At 74.4% G+C, this 19,754-nt stretch carries 18 protein-coding genes; 11 read left to right on the top strand and 7 right to left on the bottom strand.

The window, feature by feature from the left end:
- The first annotated feature begins 9 nt into the window (after nucleotides 1-9).
- The 3 genes from ACZ6R9_RS16525 to ACZ6R9_RS16515 are packed head-to-tail and all read left to right on the top strand — an operon-like array spanning nucleotide 10 to nucleotide 2,967.
- Nucleotides 10-1,026, top strand: a complete 1,017-nt coding sequence (locus tag ACZ6R9_RS16525; protein WP_380480688.1) for a hypothetical protein — start codon at nucleotides 10-12, stop codon at nucleotides 1,024-1,026.
- On the top strand, nucleotides 1,023-2,330 hold the full coding sequence (locus tag ACZ6R9_RS16520) for a sensor histidine kinase (protein ID WP_465538652.1): 1,308 nt from the start codon (nucleotides 1,023-1,025) through the stop codon (nucleotides 2,328-2,330). Before ACZ6R9_RS16525 ends, ACZ6R9_RS16520 begins: the two co-directional genes overlap by 4 nt.
- Complete coding sequence (locus ACZ6R9_RS16515) at nucleotides 2,320-2,967, top strand: response regulator (RefSeq protein ID WP_380480692.1); 648 nt, start codon at nucleotides 2,320-2,322, stop codon at nucleotides 2,965-2,967. The genes ACZ6R9_RS16520 and ACZ6R9_RS16515 overlap by 11 nt, the downstream gene beginning before the upstream one ends.
- A gap of 42 nt (nucleotides 2,968-3,009) precedes the next feature.
- Here ACZ6R9_RS16515 and ACZ6R9_RS16510 read toward each other — a convergent pair whose 3' ends face one another.
- The gene (locus tag ACZ6R9_RS16510) at nucleotides 3,010-3,969 is read right to left on the bottom strand and encodes a polysaccharide deacetylase family protein (protein ID WP_465538651.1); all 960 of its coding nucleotides are present in this window, start codon (nucleotides 3,967-3,969) and stop codon (nucleotides 3,010-3,012) included.
- Nucleotides 3,970-4,319: 350 nt separating this feature from the next.
- Here ACZ6R9_RS16510 and ACZ6R9_RS16505 point away from each other — a divergent pair, with 350 nt between their 5' ends.
- The gene (locus ACZ6R9_RS16505; protein ID WP_465538650.1) at nucleotides 4,320-5,651 is read left to right on the top strand and encodes a methyltransferase domain-containing protein; all 1,332 of its coding nucleotides are present in this window, start codon (nucleotides 4,320-4,322) and stop codon (nucleotides 5,649-5,651) included.
- 350 nt (nucleotides 5,652-6,001) lie between these two features.
- Entirely contained in the window at nucleotides 6,002-7,636 is a 1,635-nt protein-coding gene (locus ACZ6R9_RS16500; protein ID WP_465538649.1) for a sensor histidine kinase, read from the top strand.
- Here ACZ6R9_RS16500 and ACZ6R9_RS16495 read toward each other — a convergent pair.
- From ACZ6R9_RS16495 to ACZ6R9_RS16485, 3 genes are all read right to left on the bottom strand, one after another.
- The gene (locus ACZ6R9_RS16495) at nucleotides 7,608-7,913 is read right to left on the bottom strand and encodes a hypothetical protein (protein WP_465538648.1); all 306 of its coding nucleotides are present in this window, start codon (nucleotides 7,911-7,913) and stop codon (nucleotides 7,608-7,610) included. The genes ACZ6R9_RS16500 and ACZ6R9_RS16495 overlap by 29 nt on opposite strands.
- Nucleotides 7,914-8,037: 124 nt before the next feature.
- The gene (locus ACZ6R9_RS16490) at nucleotides 8,038-8,856 is read right to left on the bottom strand and encodes a hypothetical protein (RefSeq protein WP_380480699.1); all 819 of its coding nucleotides are present in this window, start codon (nucleotides 8,854-8,856) and stop codon (nucleotides 8,038-8,040) included.
- 53 nt (nucleotides 8,857-8,909) lie between these two features.
- Complete coding sequence (locus ACZ6R9_RS16485) at nucleotides 8,910-9,617, bottom strand: P-loop nucleotide/nucleoside kinase family protein (protein ID WP_380480701.1); 708 nt, start codon at nucleotides 9,615-9,617, stop codon at nucleotides 8,910-8,912.
- A 214-nt stretch (nucleotides 9,618-9,831) separates the two neighbouring features.
- Between ACZ6R9_RS16485 and ACZ6R9_RS16480 the strand changes: the two genes are divergently transcribed.
- The 3 genes from ACZ6R9_RS16480 to ACZ6R9_RS16470 all read left to right on the top strand — a co-directional run bounded on the left by ACZ6R9_RS16480 (nucleotide 9,832) and on the right by ACZ6R9_RS16470 (nucleotide 13,350).
- A complete protein-coding gene (locus ACZ6R9_RS16480; protein WP_465538647.1) occupies nucleotides 9,832-10,716 on the top strand; it encodes an ATP-grasp domain-containing protein in 885 nt (294 codons plus the stop codon).
- The gene (locus ACZ6R9_RS16475; protein WP_465538646.1) at nucleotides 10,713-11,492 is read left to right on the top strand and encodes an ATP-grasp domain-containing protein; all 780 of its coding nucleotides are present in this window, start codon (nucleotides 10,713-10,715) and stop codon (nucleotides 11,490-11,492) included. The genes ACZ6R9_RS16480 and ACZ6R9_RS16475 overlap by 4 nt, the downstream gene beginning before the upstream one ends.
- A 145-nt stretch (nucleotides 11,493-11,637) precedes the next feature.
- A complete protein-coding gene (locus ACZ6R9_RS16470; RefSeq protein WP_465538645.1) occupies nucleotides 11,638-13,350 on the top strand; it encodes a sensor histidine kinase in 1,713 nt (570 codons plus the stop codon).
- Nucleotides 13,351-13,417: 67 nt separating this feature from the next.
- On the opposite strand, the gene ACZ6R9_RS16465 is transcribed toward ACZ6R9_RS16470, so the two are convergent.
- Entirely contained in the window at nucleotides 13,418-13,777 is a 360-nt protein-coding gene (locus ACZ6R9_RS16465; protein ID WP_380480709.1) for a winged helix-turn-helix transcriptional regulator, read from the bottom strand.
- A 96-nt stretch (nucleotides 13,778-13,873) separates the two neighbouring features.
- Between ACZ6R9_RS16465 and ACZ6R9_RS16460 the strand changes: the two genes are divergently transcribed.
- The 3 genes from ACZ6R9_RS16460 (at nucleotide 13,874) to ACZ6R9_RS16450 (ending at nucleotide 17,769) form a co-directional block, all read left to right on the top strand.
- On the top strand, nucleotides 13,874-14,764 hold the full coding sequence (locus ACZ6R9_RS16460; RefSeq protein ID WP_465538644.1) for an NAD(P)-dependent oxidoreductase: 891 nt from the start codon (nucleotides 13,874-13,876) through the stop codon (nucleotides 14,762-14,764).
- A gap of 173 nt (nucleotides 14,765-14,937) precedes the next feature.
- Nucleotides 14,938-16,410 (top strand): RICIN domain-containing protein, encoded by a 1,473-nt coding sequence (locus ACZ6R9_RS16455; RefSeq protein WP_465538643.1) that lies wholly within the window; start codon nucleotides 14,938-14,940, stop codon nucleotides 16,408-16,410.
- Between the two features lie 153 nt (nucleotides 16,411-16,563).
- Complete coding sequence (locus ACZ6R9_RS16450; protein ID WP_465538642.1) at nucleotides 16,564-17,769, top strand: alpha/beta hydrolase family protein; 1,206 nt, start codon at nucleotides 16,564-16,566, stop codon at nucleotides 17,767-17,769.
- Nucleotides 17,770-17,800: 31 nt separating this feature from the next.
- Here the strand turns inward: ACZ6R9_RS16450 and ACZ6R9_RS16445 are convergent, their stop codons facing one another.
- Both ACZ6R9_RS16445 and ACZ6R9_RS16440 read right to left on the bottom strand, forming a co-directional pair.
- Entirely contained in the window at nucleotides 17,801-18,493 is a 693-nt protein-coding gene (locus tag ACZ6R9_RS16445) for a response regulator (protein ID WP_465538641.1), read from the bottom strand.
- Nucleotides 18,490-19,710, bottom strand: coding sequence for a sensor histidine kinase (locus tag ACZ6R9_RS16440; RefSeq protein ID WP_380480719.1), 1,221 nt, complete (start codon nucleotides 19,708-19,710; stop codon nucleotides 18,490-18,492). Before ACZ6R9_RS16440 ends, ACZ6R9_RS16445 begins: the two co-directional genes overlap by 4 nt.
- Nucleotides 19,711-19,754: the final 44 nt, after the last annotated feature.

Raw genomic sequence — 19,754 nt, 5'->3', positions numbered from 1 at the left:
GTCGGAGCCATGACGACACCGAACCTCCTGGCCAGCACCCGCCGGGACCGCCTGCGGACGGTCATCTGCGTGGGGACGATCGCCGCCACGCTGCCCTACCTGGCACTGAAGATCGCCTGGGTCGCGGGCAGCAGCATCGGCGTGCACGGCGACGGCATGCACAGCGGCAGCATGATCGGCGCCAACCTGGCGACGCTCGGCATGGACGCGATCGCGGCCGCGCTCGCCCTCGCCCTGGCCCGCCCGTGGGGGCGGCGGGTCCCCGGCTGGCTGCTGATCCTGCCGATGTGGGTGGCCACCGGACTGCTCGCGCCGATCGCCCTGGTGGTGCCCGTCGCGGCCGTGGTCGGCGCGTTCACCGACGGCTTCTCCTCCTCCGGCAGCCCGGACCAGGACACCATCGACGGCTGGGTGTACGCCATGGTCTACGGCGGGTTCGGCCTCCAGGCCGTCGGACTGGTCGCCGGGTTCGTCCTGCACGCCCGGGAACGCTGGGCCGGCGTGTTCGCGCTGCGCCTGCGCGACCTGCCCCTCGGCCCGGCCGCCGGCGCGCGGCGGCTGATCGCGGCCGGGGTCGCCGCGTTCGGCCTGATCCCGGTCGGCATCCAACTGTCCTGGGCGTTCGGCAGCCACGCCCTGCGCCCCGGCGACACCCGCACGGCGAGCCAGTCCCTGATCATCGACAGCGGGTACGCCCTGATCATCCTGGCCGGCCTGGTCGGCATGCTGGCGGTGACCCGGCAGCGGCAGGACGGCCGGCCTGCCCTCCGGCTGCTGGTCATGGCCTGGGTGGGCACCGGCACGGCCTTCGGCTGGGGGTTCTTCTGGCTGGTCACCTCCTCCCTGCACACCCCGCTGAACGATGGCTCGGACATGCGCGGCCTGGCACTCCTCGGCGGGTTCCAGACCCTGACGGGCGCGGTGCTCGCGACGGTACTGGCCCTGATGGTGGTTCAGGCCGCCGCACCGGCCGGGCAGGGGGCGTCCGAGGACGGCGGCGACCGGGGTGGGATGATCCGGGCGTGACGCTACGGGGGGAGCTCCGCCGGACCGCCCAGGCCCTGCTCGGCCGGGCGGCCCTGCGGCGCTGGGCGCTGCTGATCCTGGGCGGCGCGATGATGACGCCGTTCTGGTTCGTCACGAACATCGTCCTCGGGATCACCCTCGACCGGGTGGTCCCGCAGACCTCGCTGGGCCGGGCACTGCTGGTCCAGTTCCTGGCCTACCTGGCCGCGCTGCCGCTGGTCGCCGCGACCGCCGCGGCCCTCCCGTTCATCCGGCAACTCGAGTCCGCGATCGTCCGGACGCTGCTTCCGGCCGGGACGTGGGCGGAGGGCCCGGACGACCGGACCGCCTCGCGCGGACGGACCGCCGCCTGGGCCGTGCTGCACCTCGGACTCGGCGCGCCCCTCTCCGGGGCCACGCTGGCAATCCCGCCAGCCGTCGTGGCGCTACTGGCCGTACGTCCGTTCCTGGACCAGGCCCCCGGGTGGCTGGGCGCGGTACCGGCCTGGCTCGGCCCGGCCGCCGGCCTGCTGCTCGCGGCGCTGATGCCGACGGCCGCCTGGGCGGCCGGCCTGCTCCTGGAACGCTCGGCACCCGCCCTGCTCGGACCGTCCGCCGCCGAGAAGCTCGCCGAGGCCGAACGCCACAGTGCCCGCCTCGCCGAACGCAACCGGCTCGCACGGGAGTTGCACGACTCCGTCGGCCACGCACTGGGTGTGGTGACGCTCCAGGCCGCAGCCGCCGGCCGGATCCTCGACCGCGACCCGGCGTTCGCCCGCAGCGCCCTCGCCGCCATCGAGGAAGCCGCCCGGTCGGCCGCCGACGAACTCGACCACGTCCTCGGCCTGCTCCGCGAGGAGAGCCCCGGCCGCACCCCCCAACCCGACCTGCGCGACGTCCACCACCTCGCGGACTCCGCCCGCGCCACCGGCTCACCCGTCACACTCACCGTCGGCGACCTCGACCCCACGCCCGCCGTGGTCTCCCGCGAGGCCTACCGCATCGTCCAGGAGGCCCTCACCAACGCCCTCCGCCACGCGGCCGGTTCACCCGTGGACGTGACGATCGAGGCCACCGCGGGGGAGCTGCGCCTGCGGGTCTCCAACCCGCTGCCCGCGCCGCGCCGCCCCACCCGCCGCGGCGGCCGGGGCACCCGAGGCATCGCCGAACGCGCCCAACTCGTCGGCGGCCACGCCGAGTTCGGACCGGTCGGCAGCCACTGGCAGGTGACCGCCCGGCTGCCACTGACCCTCGGCGGGGCCCTCGGCCCGGCCCGCCCCGCCGCGCAACCACCGACCGCCCCGGAGGGGACCTGTGAGTGCTGAGCCCATCCGGGTACTGATCGCCGACGACGAACCGCTGGTGCGTTCCGGCCTGGCCGTGATCCTGTCCGCCGAACCCGACATCGAGGTGGTCGGCGAGGCCGAGAGCGGCGCCCAGGCCCTCGCACTCGCCCGCGCCCTGACACCCGACGTGGTGCTCACCGACGTCCGGATGCCCGCCCTCGACGGCATCCAGGCCGCCCGGCGGATCCTCGACACCGTCGTCCCCGCCCCGCGGGTCGTGGTGATCACCACCTTCGAGAACGACGACAGCGTCCACGACGCCCTCCTCGCCGGCGCTGCGGGCTTCCTGCTCAAACGCTCACGGCCGGAAGCCATCGTGCAGGCCGTCCGGCTGGCCGCGTTCGGCGACACCCTGATGTTCCCCGACTCCGTACGCGACCTGGCACTGCGTCACCGCCGCGAGGCCACCCCGTTCGCGCACCCGCTCTCCGACCGCGAACAGGAGGTGCTGCGCCTGATGGCCGCCGGCCTCGGCAACGCGGAGATCGCCAGGTCGCTGTTCCTCGGCGCGGAGACCGTCAAGACCCACGTCGCGAACATCCTCACCAAGCTCGGCGCCCGCAACCGCACCCACGCCGTGGTCCTCGCCTACCGTTCCGGCTTCGTCGCGCCCTGACCACCGCGTTCGGGCGTCGGGGTTGCCGCGGCCGGGGCGCGGTCAGAGGTAGTCCTCCAGGCGGCCGATGGCGAAGCCCTCGGCGGTGGCGGTGTCGACGACGCGGCGGAGCATGTCGGACATGGTGCCCTTCCAGCCCGGGGCCGGGGCGCGGAAGTGGGTGAGGATGATGTCGCCGGAGTGGAGCTTCTGGCCCGAGTAGCGGTATTCGAGGTGGTCGGGGAAGGCCTCCTCGGTCCACAGGGGGACGGCCGTGACGCCGCAGGAGGCGGCGGTGCGCAGGGCGGCGTCGGTGTACTCGCCGTACGGGGGGCGGAACAGGTAGGGGCGGGTGCCGATCTCCTCCTCCAGGCGGTCCTGCTGGCCGCAGATCTCGCGGCGCAGCGCGTCGGCGTCGAGGCGGCGCAGGTCGGGGTGGGTGATGGTGTGGTTGTTGACGGACACCCCGCGCTCGGTCATGGCGCGGAAGTAGCCGTAGTCGGAGCGTGCCAGGTAGTCGGAGACGAACACGGACAGCGGCACGTCCAGCTCGGCGGCCATCTCGGCGAACTCCGGGTCCTTCTCGGCGCCGTCGTCCACGGTCAGGAACACCACCTTGTCCTCGGTGGGGACGCGGTGGACGACCGGTGGCAGGCCGTCGGCGAGCAGCACGTTCGGCCCTGCGGTCAGCTCCGGCTTCTCGGCGGGCGCGGCCGGCGCCGTCAGCGGGAGGGCGGCCAGGCCCCAGCGCCGGGCGGCGGTGAGCGCCGCCTCATGATGCCTCGACTTCTGTTCGGCGGCGGCCAGTTGACTGTTCATCTCCTGCCCGGCCGCGCCCTGCGGGACAGCGGCGGCGGGCTGAGCGGCGGCGGGTGGTGCGGCGGGGGCGGCCTGGGTTCCGGTGTCGTCCCGGGTGTGCGGGGAGGTACAGCCGGTGGCGAGAGCGCCGAGGGCGGCGAGCGCGGTGAGGGTGGCGAGGTGGCGGCGGCGCGAGGACCGGCGGCCACGGATCTTCGTCGGCATACCGGCCGGTGATCCCCGCTTTGCACGGTGGGTAATCGGCTCCTCACCCGGCCGGCGCACCTGCGCCGCCCGTTCGACACGCCGTGGCAGCCGCCACCGCCAGGTGGGCGCCCGCGCGGGTCGTACGCCCCCGTACGACCCCGGCGCGCCCTGTCGGCGGGAACGGGCCGACGGGAAGATGGGGTCCTCGCCGCGTGCGCGGCGGCCGTCGTCAGGGGAGGAGTGGTCGCGATGGGTGAGCACGAGAAGCCCGCGCCGGACCCGGGCCAGGGCACCCCGCCCCCCGGAAACTCGGACGGACAGGTGCCGCCCCCGCCGCCCGGTACCGGCAAGCGGCGCAAGTAGCGGCGGTGGCCTTGGAATTGGACCTGCCGTCGTACCGGTCGCGGCTCGACCGGGTGATGGCGGAACGCGGGGCATGGCCCGAGGGAGCGCCGTGGGTGCGGGACGCGATGGCGGCACTGCCCCGGGACGGGTTCGCGCCGCGGCGGCTGTGGCGGTGGGACGGCCGGGCGTGGGCGCCGGTGGACCGGGCCGTCGATCCGGCGGGCTGGGCGGGGGAGTTGTACCGCTCCCCGGACGAGGCGGCGGTGACGCAGCTAGGGTCTGTCCGGCCGATCTTGCCGGGCGCGCGCCGCCGGATCATCCCGCCTGGAAGCACCGGCAAACCATCCAAGTACACCCAGTACGAGGACGGTTCGCCGGCACTCCCAGCCGGGCGCCCGACGCCGCACGCTGATCCGACAAGATCGACCGGACAGACCCTCGGTGACGGCCTGCCCACGTCGAGCCTGTCCTGCCAGGCCGTGGTCGCCGACATGGCGGACAGCCTCCGGCTGGAGCCCGGGCACCGCGTCCTCGAACTCGGCACCGGCAGCGGCTGGAACGCGGCGCTGCTGGCCCGCCGCGCCGGACCGGGCCAGGTGGTCAGTGTCGAGGCGGACCCGGCGCTCGCGGCCGCCGCCGCGAGTCGGCTGGCCGCCGCGGGCCTGGAGGTCCACGTCCTCACCGGCGACGGCGACTTGGGCGCACCCGGCCGCCCTCCGTTCGACCGGGTGATCGCCACCTACGCCGTCGAGCAGATCCCCTGGGCCTGGATCGAACAGACCGCCCCCGGCGGACGGATCGTCACCCCCTGGGGCCACCTCGGCCACGTCGCGCTCACCGTCGCCGAGGACGGCAAGTCCGCCACCGGCTGGATGCAGGGCCTGGCCCGGTTCATGCCCACCCGCACCCAACACGCCCTCCGGCAACGGACGTTCGCCGACATCCGGCGAGCCTCGGAGCCCGGCGCCACCGAGGCCACCGACCGTGACCCGGCCCGGCTCGCCGACCCGTGGGGGCTGGGCTTCGCCCTGCGCGTCGCCCTCCCCGAGCTGACCGTGCACACCGGCCACGACCAGGACGGCACCAGCGCGTGGATCACCGACGGCCACACCTCCTGGGCCGTCCTCTCCGCCCGCCCCACCGGCGGCGCCTGGACCACCCAGGGCGGACCACGCCGCCTCGCCGACGAACTCGAAACCGCCTGGACCGAGTGGGAGACCGCCGGCCGGCCCGGCGTATACGACTACGGCCTCACCCGCACCCCCACCGAGCAGTACGCCTGGGCGAACGACCCGCACACCGGCCCCCGCTGGCCGGCCGGCGGCCCGGGTCGCGCGCCGGTGGTGAGCTCGTAGAGGGGCGTGACGGCCCGGCGGTGGCTTCGGCGCGGCTCGCGCGCCCGCTGTCGCGGCCCGGGTTCCGGCCCCGTTGGCCCGGTGCGACCCCGGCTCGGACGCCGCTGGTGCGCCGCCCGGCCCCGGCAGCGGTTGCGGTGTGACTCGTGCGGGCCCCGGCGTCGGCCGGTACCCGGGCGCTGCTCGCGGGTCGCGTGTCGTTGGCGGGCGTGACGGCCCGGCACCGGCGGTGGCGTCGGCCCCACTTGTAGCCCCCGTCGTCGGTGGAGCGCTGTCCGGCGCCGCCGGTCCTCTCGTCGGCCGGAGGCGGGATCGGTCGGCGGGTGTGGGGCCGCTAGGGTCTGAGGGTGATGCGTGAGTGGGTGGAGCGGGCGGTGCCGGGGCCCTGGTCGTGGCGGGCGGTGGCCCGGGAGGTGCTGGGCGGGCTCGTGGTGTGCGGGCTGGCCGCGCTGTTTCAGCGGGCGGACAGCGGGGGGTGGCCGTCGGGGCTGGTGGTGGGTGCGGCGGGAGTGCTGTTCCTGTTGCGGCGGGGGTTGCCGGGGACGGTGCTGGTGCTGTCGGCGGCGGGTGCCGGCGGGCCGAGCGGGTTCCTGCCGCTGCTGGTCGCGGCGGGCTACTCGGCGGGCCGCCGGATCACCAAGCCCTGGTACGCGCCGGCGGTCTTCACGATCGGCTTCGTGCTGAACTTCGCGGCGGGCGTGCTGCAGTACCGCCGCGACCACTTCCCGCTGCCCGCGCTGCTCGGCATCTGCGTGGTCGGCTACCTGCTGCTGGGCGTGCTGCCCGCACTGTTCGGCCGGTACCGGGCGCAGCGCACCGCGCTGCTGGACAGCCTGCGCGAGCGCAACGAGCAGCTGGTCCGCGAACGCGTGATGATCGCGCATCAGGCGCGGCTGCGCGAACGCCACCGGATCGCCCAGGACATGCACGACAGCCTCGGCCACCAGCTCGCGCTGATCGCCGTGCACACCGGCGCGCTGGAGGTGGACCGCACGCTCGGCGAGCGGCAGCGCGAGGCCGTCGGGGTGCTGCGGCAGGCCGCGACCGGCGCGATGCACGAGCTGCGCCAGGTGGTGGGCCTGCTGCGGGACGACTCGCTGCCGGCGGCCGGCGGCGTGGACGCGATAGACCGGCTGGCGGAGACCTCGCAGGCGGCGGGCGCGAACGTGGAACTGCGGCACGAGGGCACGCCGCGCGAACTCGCCGCGGCCACCGGCCACGCCGCGTACCGGATCGCCCAGGAGGGCCTGACGAACGCGCACAAGCACGCCCCGGGCGCGCTGATCGTGGTGACGGTGCGCTTCGAACGGGACTCCGTGATCGTGGAGGTGGTGAACGGGCCCGGCGGGGACGCGACGGCGGCGGTCTCCGGCGGCCAGGGCCTGACCGGCCTGCGCGAGCGGGCCCGGCTGCTGGGCGGGGCGATACAGGCGACCGCCCGGCCGGACGGCGGATTCCGGCTGAGCGGTCGACTCCCGTACACCTCGGACGGGGCGCTGGCGGCGATCCCCGAGGAGGAGGAACTGCGCGAACTGGCCGGTCAGTTGATCGGCCCCGAGAAGCGCCGCCGGAGCCCCGCGATGGGCTGCGCACTCGGCGCGGTCGCGGTGCTGGGCGTGGTCGGGGTGGTCGCCACGATCGGGGTGCTGGTGTTCATCAGCTCGATGCGCGACGCCACCGTGTCGACCAAGCTGTACGACTCGATCGAGGAAGGCCAGTCCGAGGGCACGGTGAACGCCCGGCTGCCGGTCGGCAGCGACTTCCTGACCGGCGACTTCAAGAAGTACGGCCCGCCGGTGCCGGACGGCGCGCACTGCCGCTGGTTCGCGGGCGACGTGCGGGTCGGCGCCGGAGACGGCCAGGACGTGGTCCGGTTCTGCTTCAAGGACGGCCTGCTGCTGGAGAAGCAGCACTTCCAGACCTCGCAGACGGGGCGGCCCACGTCCGGTGCGAGCGTCAACTCCTCGCAATCCCCAGCTCCTTGAGTCGCTTCGCGTGCTCATGACGGATCCGGGTCAGCGCCTGCGCCCGGAACGGATCGTCGGGGGCGATGGCGTCCGCCGCCTCCAAGGCCTCGTCCAACAGCCGCAGTTGGAGGTCCCGGCGGAGCAGCACCGGGTGGTGGCGGGTCAGTTCGACGGCCGCGAGGGCCAGCTTCGGCAGGTGCACCCGCGGGTTGTCCAGGGCCAGCAGGCGGTGCGCCCGGTAGGCCTGCCACGGGGTGGGGGGTTCGCTGCCGACCAGCAACACCCGGGCACGCATGGCCATTTCCTGATCGACGTGTACGGACACACGACTCCCATCAACTCGTCCGAAGGGGGGAATGCGGACGAGTCTGCGCCCGAACGAACCGCCCGGACAAGGAAAAACGCGTGTGTGCCCGGTCCTACCGCGAGCGCTCGTGAGCAGGCAGAATAGGGGTCGACACGCTGCCGGAGCCGACGACGGCGGCCAACCGGGCCTCGACGGCGTCGAGTTCCGCGCAGGCCTGGGCGCGCAGCGCGGGCAGCAGGGTGAGGGCGGCGCGGGCCGCGTCCGGGTCGGGCTCCGGATCCTGGTGGGCCGCGGTGACGGCGGCGCGCAGCGGCAGGGTGGCGAGCGCCGTCTCCCACGCGGCGCGGTGCACGCCCGTCGCGTAGCGGGACGTCAGGTACTCCAGCGGGCTCAGCGCGAGGGCGTCCTGGTCGGCCGGCCCCGCCAAACGGTGCTCGGGCAGCAGCCAGGCGACGCCGTCGCGGGCCACCAGGTCGAACGCGCGGGCCAGGTCGGGCGCGCTGCTGCCACGGGCGGCGGCGGTCGAGGCGGCCGCCAACAGCCGCTCCAGCATGGCCGCTTCGCGCGGATCGGCGGTCCGGTCCGGATGCTCCTGCTCGGCGAGCAACTGCTCCAGGTGGTAGCGCTGGCCCCAACTGCCCACCGAGCGGTGCATCGCCCCCGCCCGGGTCTCCCGGATCGCGGCCAGCACCAGCGCCCTGGTGGTCAGATCGCGCCGCACCGCGAACCGGTCCCCGTCCGGGAACAGCCGCTCCAGCGCGCAGCGCACCGCGGTGACGGTCGGCCCGTCGTACCAGCGCAACGTCCAGCGGTGCCCGGCCTGTTCGTACTGCGGCTCGATCGGGACGCGGAACTGCACGGACAGCCGGTCGGCGATCCGCCGTGCCTGCGGGCCGCGTTGCGGCCGGGGGGAGGGGGAGGGGGTGCGCATGGCCCGGAGACTAGCCAGCATGCGGCGGGGCGGCGGGCGACGCGCGGGGCGGCTCAGCCGTTCGCCGCAGCGCCCGCCGCCGTCCGGGCCGAGGCCGCCGCGAGCTGCGGCGCGGGCACCCGCCGACCCGCCGCCACCTGCGCGTTCACCGGCCGGACGGTGGCCCGGCCGTGCGGCGCGGTGAACTCGATGGCGGTCAGCCGGGCCGCCGACGCGCGCGGCAGCAGCACCACCGAGGCCACCCCCGGCGGCAGCGGCCCGTCCGCCGAGGCCAGGGCACGCAGCGCGGCGCCGGCCCGGCGGTGGCGGGCGAACGCGTACCGGGACACCCGGCGGCCGCGCCGCCGCTGGCCGTCCGCGGCCTGCGCGGGCGTGGCGTCCAACAGCAGCAGGTGCAGGTGCCGGCCCTGACGGTGCGCGGTACGGGCGATGGCCCGGCGCACCCACGGCAGCGCCCCGCAGTCGTGCACCACCAGCGGCCCGCCGGCCCGCAGCGCGGCCCGCAGCCGCAGATAGTGGGCGGCGCGGACCAGCGGCCGGTACAGGGCGTACGGGACGCCGGGCAGGGCGGCGGCGAAACGCTGCCGGGTGTGCTGGGAGTCGATCACCCGGGCCCGGGCGCAGCGCGCCATCAAGGTGCTCTTGCCGCTGCCGGGCAGGCCCGAGACCACCAGAACGTCGAGCGCCGGGTAGGCCAGCACGGTCGGCGCCGGCCGGTCCGTCAGGTCGTGCCGGGCGTGCGGACGCAGCAATGGATGCACACGGTCCCCCTCAAGAGTGTGCCAAATGAACGTCATGTCAACGTCATGCCCCTGGCGTTGGGTTCCAGACCTGCGGAAATGCGCCTGTGACGTGTCTGTGGCCGTTCCCGTACACCCTGCGCGTTTTCCGAACAAAGATCCGTGGCAGGGTGGACAGATGCGAACGGCCTCCCGGCACGCGCGCGGGGGGACAGAGGGGAATGGGTGGGCACAGATGAGGTTCTGCTTCCTGGTCGAGGAGCACTACCGCCACGACGGGATGCCGCTGGAGGTGGTCCACCACCTGCGGGCGGCCGGCCACCGGGTGGACGTACTGCGCCCCGGCGCCGAACTGCTCGACCTCGCCCGGCTGATACGCAGCGGCACGCACGACGCGTGGGTGCTGAAGACCGTCTCCGGCGGGCCCGGCCTCGGACTGCTGGAATCCGCCGCCGCGGCCGGACTGACCACCGTCAACGACGCCCGGGCGATCCGGCCGGTCCGCGACAAGGCGCAGACCGCCGTGGTCGCCGCCCTGCACGGCCTGCCGATGCCGCGCACCTGGGCCGCGGCCGACCCGGCCGTGTTCGCCGCGATACCCGAGCGGCACTACCCGCTGGTGGTCAAGCCCGCCGACGGCTCCTCCGGGCGCGCCGTCCACCTCGTCCAGCACCCCTCCCAGCTCGCCGAACTGGCCGGGCCCGACGGCGGGGGCCTGCTGATCGCGCAACCGTACGTCGCCAACGACGGACTCGACCTCAAGGTGTACTGCGCGGGCGGCGAGTTCTTCGCCACCCAGCGCACCTCGCCGCTGCACCCGCACCGGCCCGCCACCGAACGGCCCGTCCCGCTGCCGCGCGAGGTCGCCGCACTCGCCGCGCAGGTCGGCGAGGTCTTCGGCCTCGACCTGTACGGCCTCGACGTACTGCTCGGACCGGACGGACCCACCGTCGTCGACATCAACGACTTCCCGAGCTTCCGGCAAGTACCGCACGCCGTCGAGCGGGTGGCCGACGCCGTGGTCCGCCTGGCCCGCACCGGCTCGTCCTGGCCGACCCCCGAGGCCGACACACTGCTCACCCCCGCCCCCGCCCCGGCGCCCGCCCCGGCCGCCCGGTGACGGCGCTGCGCATCGCGGTCCTGGCCCGCGACCCGGACCACCCGCTGCTCGCCGCCACCCGCGAACTCCTCGCCGCGGCGGGCCACTCGACGGTGCCGGCCGGCCAGGACGCGGACCTGCTGCTGCTCAAGGCGCGCAGCGCCGCCGCGCTCCAGGCCGCCCGCCGCTACGAGCAGGCCGGCACACCCGTGCTCAACTCGGCCGCCGCCACCGCGTTCTGCCAGGACCGGGCGGCGATGGAACAGCGCGCCCGCCGGGCCGGCCTGCCGTTCGCACCCACCGTCGCGGACGGCGCACTCGGCGAACTCACCTGGGCCGGGCCGGTGGTGGTGAAGAGCCGGCACAGCCGGCGCGAAGACCTGGTGGCCCGCGCCGACACCGCCGAACAGTGGCGGGCACTGACCGCCCGGTGGCCGCACGAACCGGTCATCACCCAGCGGCCGGTGGCCGGCGACGGCTGGGACCGCAAACTGTGGGTGATCGACGGACACCTGTTCGCCGAACAGCGCCGCTCCGAACTCCACCCCGGCGGCCCCGCCCGCCGCCCCTGGACCCCCGGACCCGAGGAGAGCGCCCTCGCCCTGGCCGCCGGGCCCGCGTTCGGCCTCGACGTGTACGGCATCGACCTGCTGGACGGGCCCGACGGCCCGATCGCCGTCGACGTCAACGCCTTCCCCGGCATCCGCCACCAGGCGGGCGCGCCGGAGGCACTGGCAGCACTGGCCGTCCGCACCGCGCTCGTTGCCCGCGCCGCCCGCGCCGCCGCACCCGGCTGACCTGCGAACGCGGGCCCGCCACGGCCCGGTTCCACCCCGGCACCTGCCCGGTCGCGATGCTCCGGGCGACCCCGTCGGTGCACCCCCGCCGCCCGATCTGCGAGAATCGGGCGGCGAACAGGGCCAACGGACGAGGAGGAACGCAGTGCGCGAGGAGGAACCGCGGTCGCGGCTTCCCCAGCTTCGGCTGGACGAGCTGCTGGCCGAACTTCAGGCCCGGATCGATGTGGCACGCGGCACCCGGGACCGGGTACACAGCCTGCTGGAGGCGGTGCTCTCGGTCGGCCGGGAGCTGGAGCTCACCCAGGTGCTGCGCCGGATCGTCGAGGCGGCGGCCGTCCTCGCCGACGCCAAGTACGCGGCGCTCGGCGTGATCGGCGCCGACGGCGACACCCTGTCGCAGTTCCTCACCGTTGGCCTCAGCGACGAGGAGATCGCCAGGATCGGCCCCTACCCGACCGGCAAGGGCCTGCTCGGCGAACTCATCCGCAACCCCGAACCGCTGCGCCTGGACGACCTGCGCGAGCACCCGGCGTCCACCGGCTGCCCCACCCACCACCCCGAGATGCGCACCTTCCTGGGCCTGCCGGTCCGGGTCCGCGACGAGGTGTTCGGCAACATCTACCTGACCGACAAGCGCGGCGCCGCCGGGTTCGACGACGACGACGAATCGGTGATCGCCACCCTCGCCGTCGCGGCGGGCGTGGCCATCGACAACGCCCGCCTGTACGAGGAGGCGCAGCGCCGGCAGCGCTGGCTGACCGCCACCGCCGAGATCAACCGCCGCCTGCTGTCCGGCAGCTCCCGCACCCAGGTGGTCGAGCTGATCGCCCAGCGGGCCTGCGACATCAGCGGCGCCCGGCAGGCCGACGTGCTCACCGTGCTGCCCGACGGAGGCGGCCTGCACATTGAGCTCTCCCTCGGCGGCGACCTGGCCGGCCGGGTCGGCGCGGACGTCCCGCTGGAGGGCACCATCTCGGGCGCGGCCTGCGTCCAGGGCGCGCCGGTGACGTCGAACGTGCTCGCCGAGGACCCGCGCTTCCCCGCCCGGGCGGACCGGTACGCGGGCCTCGGCCCGGCCGTCGCGGTGCCGCTGGGGCGCGCCGAGGGCCACACCGAGGGCGTGCTGCTGCTGGTGCGAGCGAGCGGCGAACCGGAGTTCACCGAGCGCGAGATCGAGCCGCTGCTGGCCTTCGCCGACCAGGCCGCGCTGGCCCTGGAGCTCGCCGAACGGCGGCGCGACGCCGAGCAGTTGGCCGTCCTGGAAGATCGCGACCGGATCGCCCGCGACCTGCACGACCTGGCCATCCAGCGCCTGTTCGCCACCGGCATGACGCTGCAGAGCGCCGCCCGCTTCATCGAACACCCCGGGGCCTCCGACCGGGTGCTGCGGGCGGTCGGCGACCTGGACGAGACCATCAAGATCATCCGTTCGACGATCTTCGGGCTGCGGGTCCGCGAGGCAGGCGTAGGACAGGGCCTGCGCGCCCGCGCCGTCCACGTGGTCGAACAGGCCCACTCCGCGCTCGGCTTCGCCCCCCGCCTGAGCATGGAAGGCCTGCTCGACACCGACGTCCCGCCCGCCGTCGCCGACCACTTGGTGGCCGTCCTCAACGAGGCACTCAGCAACGCCGCCCGGCACGCCAAGGCCGGCCGCGTCGAGGTCGCCCTCCAGGCCACCGGCAGCCAGGTCGTCCTCACCGTCCAGGACGACGGCGTCGGCATCCCCGCCCAGGGCCGCCGCAGCGGCCTGCGCAACCTCGAGGAACGCGCCCGCTCCCTCGGCGGCACCCTCACCGTCACGGCCCCCGACACCGGCGGCACCACCCTCAACTGGACGGCCCCACTGAGTCACTGAGACCCCTCGCCGCGCCTTCGCGCACCGCCGACAACCCGGCCGGGCGCGAAGGCCGGTCGGGCAGACCCTAGGGCAGCGGCCGGAGGGCGCGTTCGGTCTGCCGGTCGCGTGCCCACGCGGCCAGGGGCTGGAGGGCGTCGTTGAGGCGGGCGCCGTCCTCGGTGAGGGAGTATTCGACCCGGGGCGGAACCTCGTCGTAGGAGACCCGGCGCACCACGCCGTCCGTCTCCAGTTCCCGCAGATGGGAAGCCAGCACCTTCTCGGTGATCCCCGGCAGCAGCCGGCGCAACTCGCCGAAGCGGCAGCAGGGTTGCTCGTGGAGCGCCCACAGGATCAGCACCTTCCACTTGCCGCCGATCACCTCCATCGCGGCGTCGATCCCGCAGACGTGTCCCTCCGGCGTGCCCGGTCGGTTCAGCGTCGTCATGTTCCACCCTTCTGACCTGCTCACTCACCCCGGGGTAAGCACCCACTGCCAAGTGCGTACTTGATCACTTCCGGGTCCTGGACCAGCCTAATCGGCATGGCACAGAACACTGTTGAGAACACCGCCGCCGCCCCCGTGACCATGCTCGGGCTCGGCACCATGGGCACCGCGCTGGCCCGCACCTGGCTTGCCGCCGGGCACCCGCTCACCGTCTGGAACCGCACCCCGGCCCGAGCCGAAGCCCTCGCCGGCGAGGGCGCGAAGGTCGCCGGGAGCGCCGCCGAGGCGGTCGCCGCGAACACCCTGATCGTCGTCTGCCTGCTGGACGACACCTCGGTCGGCGACGTCCTGGCCGGGACCGACCTGACCGGCCGGGACGTGGTCAACCTCACCACCAGCACCCCCGCCCAGGCCCGCGCCCGCGCCGAGTGGGCCCGCGAACGCGGCGCCCGCTACCTGGACGGCGGGATCATGGCCGTCCCCCCGATGGTCGGCGTTCCGCAGGCCGGCGGCTACGTCTTCTACAGCGGCTCGCAGGACCTGTTCGACCGGCACCGGCCGGCCCTCGCCGTCCCGCTCGCCACCACCTACGTCGGCGAGGACCCGGGCTTCGCCGCCCTGCACGATGTCGCCCTGCTCAGCGCCATGTACGGCATGCTCGCCGGGGCCGCACACGCCTTCGCCCTGATCCGCAAGGAGAACATCGACCCCACCACCCTCGCCCCCCTGCTGGCCGGCTGGCTCACCGCGATGGCCCCCTCGGTCCACCAGACCGCCGAAAACCTGCGCACCGGCGACTACACCAACGGCGTCGTCTCCACCCTCGCCATGCAGGTCGCCGGCACCCCGACCTTCCTGGCCACCGCGCAGGAGCAGGGCGTCAGCCCCGAACTCCTCACCCGCTACTTCGAGTTGATGCGCCGCCGGCTGGCCGTGGGCAGCGGCGAGGAGGACCTGACGGGCGTGATCGACCTGCTGACACGCTGACCGTCCGGGGGTGGGGGGCGGTTGCGCGGGCGGGCCGAGGTGCCAGTTGCGGGGGCGGGCCGAGGTGCCCGTTGAGCGGGCGGCAAGTCGGTGGCAACCGGGCGAACCTACGGTCGGTGCTCAAACCGGGACATGGCACACCTGCCGTCCCGCCGTCCGTGAAAAGAGGCCCGATGTCACGCAAACTTCCGATCGCGGTCGCGTCACTGCTGACGCTGGCGGCTTCGCTGCTGGTCACCGCGCCCGCCGCACACGCGATCAACCCGTGCGACGCACCCGAGCCGCCGCCCTCCTGCATCGAGACGCCGCCCCCCGGGGGCTCGGGGACACCGCCGACGCCGAGACAACTGCCGTACGCCTACCCGGAGTCGTTGACCCTCGGCGGCTGGTGCGTGGACGTTCCCAACGGGTCACCGGTCACCGGGAGCGCGATCCAGATCTGGGGGTGCAACAACTCCGGCCCCCAGCGCTGGATCTCGCGACCCGTCGGGAACGGGGTGTCCTGGGTGAACATCGGCACGGGCAAGTGCCTGGACGTCAAGTGGGGCGCCTCGGTGGACGGCACCGCCGTCTGGCAGTGGGACTGCAACGGCACCCCCGCACAGATCTGGCGGGACGAACCCTCGCCCTCCGGTGGCCGGCAGCTGGTCAACGCGGGCAGCGGGACATGTCTGGACGTCCCGAACGCGGACTTCCGCTTCGGCAACCCCCTGCAGATCCGGGGCTGCGACGACAGCCCCGCCCAGCGGCTCGGCCGCCAGGCCGTCCAGCCCTGGCCGGGCTCCCGGCTGCGCCCCATCTACGCGATCGCGCACAACCTCAACTCCGTCGACCGGGTCGGCCCGGCGCTGGACGCCGGATACAACGCCATCGAGGTCGACGCCGCGAACCACGCGTACGGCGGCTGCTTCGTCGACAACTGGGAATGGGTGGCCTGCGACGTCGGCAACCCCGCCTCCGAGAACGTCGACAGCGGCAACCTGGACCGCAAACGAGTCTCGGCGATCTTCGACGAGATGGCCGCCCAGCGCCGCGCCGGACGCAACCTCACCCTGGCCTGGGTCGACATCAAGAACCCCGAGAACCGGGACCTCGGCACGCTGAAGGCGCTCGCCCGGGACAAACTGGTGGCCAACGGCATCCAGGTGATCTACGAGGTGACCTGGGACAACGACAAGCGCACACTCTGGGACGACCTCAAGCGGGACCTCACCCCGTCCGAGGGCGTGATGGTCACCGGAACGTACCAGGACGCCAGCATCGCCTTCTCCTACAACGGCGGCGGCGTCACCTTCCAGCACCGCCTCGTCGACGACGGCTCCGCGATCTTCGCCACCGCCGTCGGCACCTGTGACAACGAGGGCAGCGACAAGGTCGCCGGCCTGAAACAGAGCACGGCGACCCGCGACGCCGGCTACCTGACCGGCGTCTTCTCCTGGACCATCGGCTCCTCCTCCGGCGCCGCCGCATGCGCCGCCCGCCTGCTCGGCGAGGCGGGCGTGGACGGCCTCATCGCCGGCTACAAGTTCAACGACTACCAGCGCTCCGGCGACACCGACCAGGCCATCAAGAACATCACCGACTGGATCAACGCCCACACCGACCGGGCCCGCCTGGCGACGACCCAGGACACGGTCTTCGCCTGACCGGTCCGGACCCCGGCGGCGCCAATGCCCTCCGCCCGGGGGCGGAGGGCGGGTCCGCCGGGGAGGGGACGGGGTGCTCCGCCCGGGAGGGGACGGGGTGGTCCGCTTCCGAGCGGGCGTCAAGCGGGGTGTCCGCAGCCTAGGTTCGGGGACATGACCAGTCTTCGCCGCGTGGCTGTGACCGCCGCGCTCGCTCTTGTCCTGCCGCTGCCGATTGCTGCTGCGGCCCCCGCTCTCGCCGCCGGTTCGCCGACCTCGGCCGCGGCGGCCGCCGGTTCGCCGACCTCGGCCGCTGCCCCCGCGGCGGCCGCTTTCGCGGCCTCCTTGCCCCGCCCGACCGGGCCGTACGCGGTCGGGCGGGATCTGCTGCACCTGGTCGACCGCGACCGGCAGGATCCGTGGGTGCCGTCGGCGGGGGCACGGGAGTTGATGGTGTCGATGTACTACCCGGCCCGGGCGGGGAGCGGGGGGCCCGCGCCGTACATGAGCACCGAGGAGGCCCGGCTGCTGCTGGCGATGAAGGCCCCGGGTGGGGGCATCGCGCCCGAGGAGGTGGCCGCTGTCGGCACCTGGGCGCGGGCCGGCGCGCGGTCGGCGGCCGGGCGGTTCCCGCTGGTGCTGCTCTCGCCCGGCTTCACCTTCCCCCGGGCGGCGTTCACCAGCATCGCCGAGGACCTGGCCAGTCGCGGGTACGTGGTCGCGCTGATCGACCACACCTACGAGTCCTCGGGCGTGACCTTCCCCGACGGCCGGACGCTCGCCTTCGCCATCTGCGACCAGCCCCCGCAGGGCGGTCCGGCGGCCATCGCCGAGAGCCGGGCGAAGGACGCCTCGTTCGTCATCGACCGGCTGACCTCGGACGAGTCGCCCTGGGCGCGCGCCCACCTGATCGACCACCGGCGGATCGGCATGGCCGGGCACTCCATCGGGGGTGACGCCGCCGCCCTGACCATGGCCGCCGATCGCCGGGTGCGGGCGGGGGTGAACATGGACGGCACCTTCTTCGCGCCCGTCCCGGCCGGCGGACTCGACGGGCGGCCGTTCCTGCTGTTCGGCGCCGGCTCCGACGAGGCCCCGGGCATGGACCCCAGCTGGGACGAGGCCTGGTCCCGCCTGGACGGTTGGAAGCGCCGGCTGACCGTCGCCGGAGCCGAGCACGGCACCTTCAGCGACCTCCTGCTGCTCGCGCGGGCCGCGGGCCTGCCCGCCACTCCCGGGGCGATCGACCCCGGGCGCGGACTGGCGATCACCCGGACGTACCTCGGCGCCTTCTTCGACCAGCAGTTGAAGGGGAAGCCGCAGCCGCTGCTGGACGGGCCGTCCCCGGACCAGCCGGAGGTGACCGTCCAACTCCCGTGACACAGAAGGCCGGTGTCCCCGCCCGGTGGGCTCAGCCGGACGGGGACACCAGGCCCGCGTCGTAGGCGGCGATGACCAGGTGGACGCGGTCGCGGGCGTCCAACTTGGCCAGCAGGCGGGCGACATGGGTCTTGGCGGTGGCAGGGGCGATGAACAGCCGCTCGGCGATCTCGGCATTGGACAGGCCGCGACCGACCAGGGTCAGGACCTCGTGCTCGCGCTCGGTGATCCCCCGGAGGCTGCGCTTCGGCTCGGCCGGGGCGGGCCGAGCCGTGAGGTCGGCGATCAGGCGACGGGTGACGCTCGGCGCGATCAGCGCGTCGCCGGCGGCGACCACCCGGATCGCCGCGAGGATGTCCGTCAACGCCATGTCCTTGACCAGGAAGCCACTCGCACCGGCCCGCAGCGCGGCGTAGACGTTCTCGTCGTCGTCGAAGGTGGTCAGCATCAGTACCCGCACCGGCGGGTCGGCCGCGCCCGTACCCGCGGTGAGCAGCCGGGTGGCTTCGATGCCGTCCATGCCGGGCATCCGGATGTCCATCACCACCACGTCGGGACGGACCTCCCGCACCCGTCGGACGGCCTCGGCGCCGCCGGCCGCCTCGCCCGCGAGCTCCAGACCGGGGGAGTGGGCGATGGCCATGCCGAGCCCGGCGCGCACCAGTTCCTGGTCGTCGGCGAGCAGCACCCGGATCGGTGCGGCGGCCGCGTCGGCGGCCGTCATGCGGGCAGCCTCGCGGCGACCCGGAAGCCGCCCTCGGGGCGGGAGTTGGCGCTGAACCGGCCGTTCAGCAGGGCGACCCGCTCGCGCATCCCGGCGATTCCCAAGCCACTGCCGCCGGTGTGGCCGCCGGTGTGGCCACCGGTTGTGCGGCCGCGGCCGCCGTCGAGCACCTCGATGGCCAATTCCTGCTCCCCGTAAGCGATGTGGACCTCACAGCGGTCGGCGCCCGAGTGCCGCAGCACATTGGTGACCGACTCCTGGACGATCCGGAAGGCGGCCAGGTCGATCTCGGGCGGCAGCGGGCGCGGCCGTCCCCGCCACTGTACGTCCACCTCGACGCCGGCCTGCGCCATCGTCTCCGTCAGGCGGCCGACGGCCTCAAGTCCCGCGAGTGGTACGGCGATCGAGGGATCCTCGCCGGTCTCGGCCTGGCGCAGGGAGACCAGCATCCGGCGCAGGCCGGACAGCGTCTCGCGGCTGGTGGCCTCGATGGTGTCCAGGGCCCGGCGCGCCCCGGCCGGCTCCACGTCCAGGACCAGGCTCGCCGCACCGGCCTGGATCGCGATGACGCCGATGCTGTGGGCCACCACGTCGTGCAACTCCCGGGCGATCCGCAGCCGTTCGACGGTGATCGCCTGGCGGGCGGCGTAGGCACGAAGGTCCTGGCTGTAACGGCGTTGCTGGCGTATCGAGTTGCCGATCGCCCACGGGATCGCGATGCTCGCCGCGAACGCCGCGGTGGTGCTCGCGAGCTCGCCGGCCTCCACCGTGTGGAGCTTCACCGGCGCCGACTCGCCCAGCCAGAACACGAGTTCGGCGACGGCGGCGAGCGCGGACGTCCGGCGGGGGCGGGTTGCCGCCAGGTACCCGACCAGGACGTTCATCGCCATGAAGAGCGGCCACGGCTGGGCGCCCAGCAGCGCCACCAGCGCCGACTCGGCCAGCAGCACCCCGAACACCTGCACCGGCCACCGCCGGGCCCAGCCGGCCGCCAGCGCCAGCAACACGGCCAGCGCCGCCCGGATCCCGAGCGTCAACAAGGCGACCGGGCCGCGGGATTCGAGTGGTGGCGTCAGCTGATACGTCGTCGAGAAGAAGAGCAGCAGCGCGAGCGGGACGGTGGCGCACCAGCCCAGTGCCGTCCAGGCGCCCGACGGCAGTCGCCTCAGCCACGGCGCGCGCGGCAGATCCGGATTCGTGTGGTGCGTGCGGTGCATGCGGGGATGGTAGCCAGCACCCCCGCCGCCGGTCGTCCGCCCGC

The sequence above is a fragment of the Kitasatospora sp. NPDC048662 genome, from assembly GCF_055587065.1.
The sequence above is the reverse complement of the archived record's forward strand: the minus strand, read 5'-3'. Positions and strand labels throughout refer to the sequence as shown.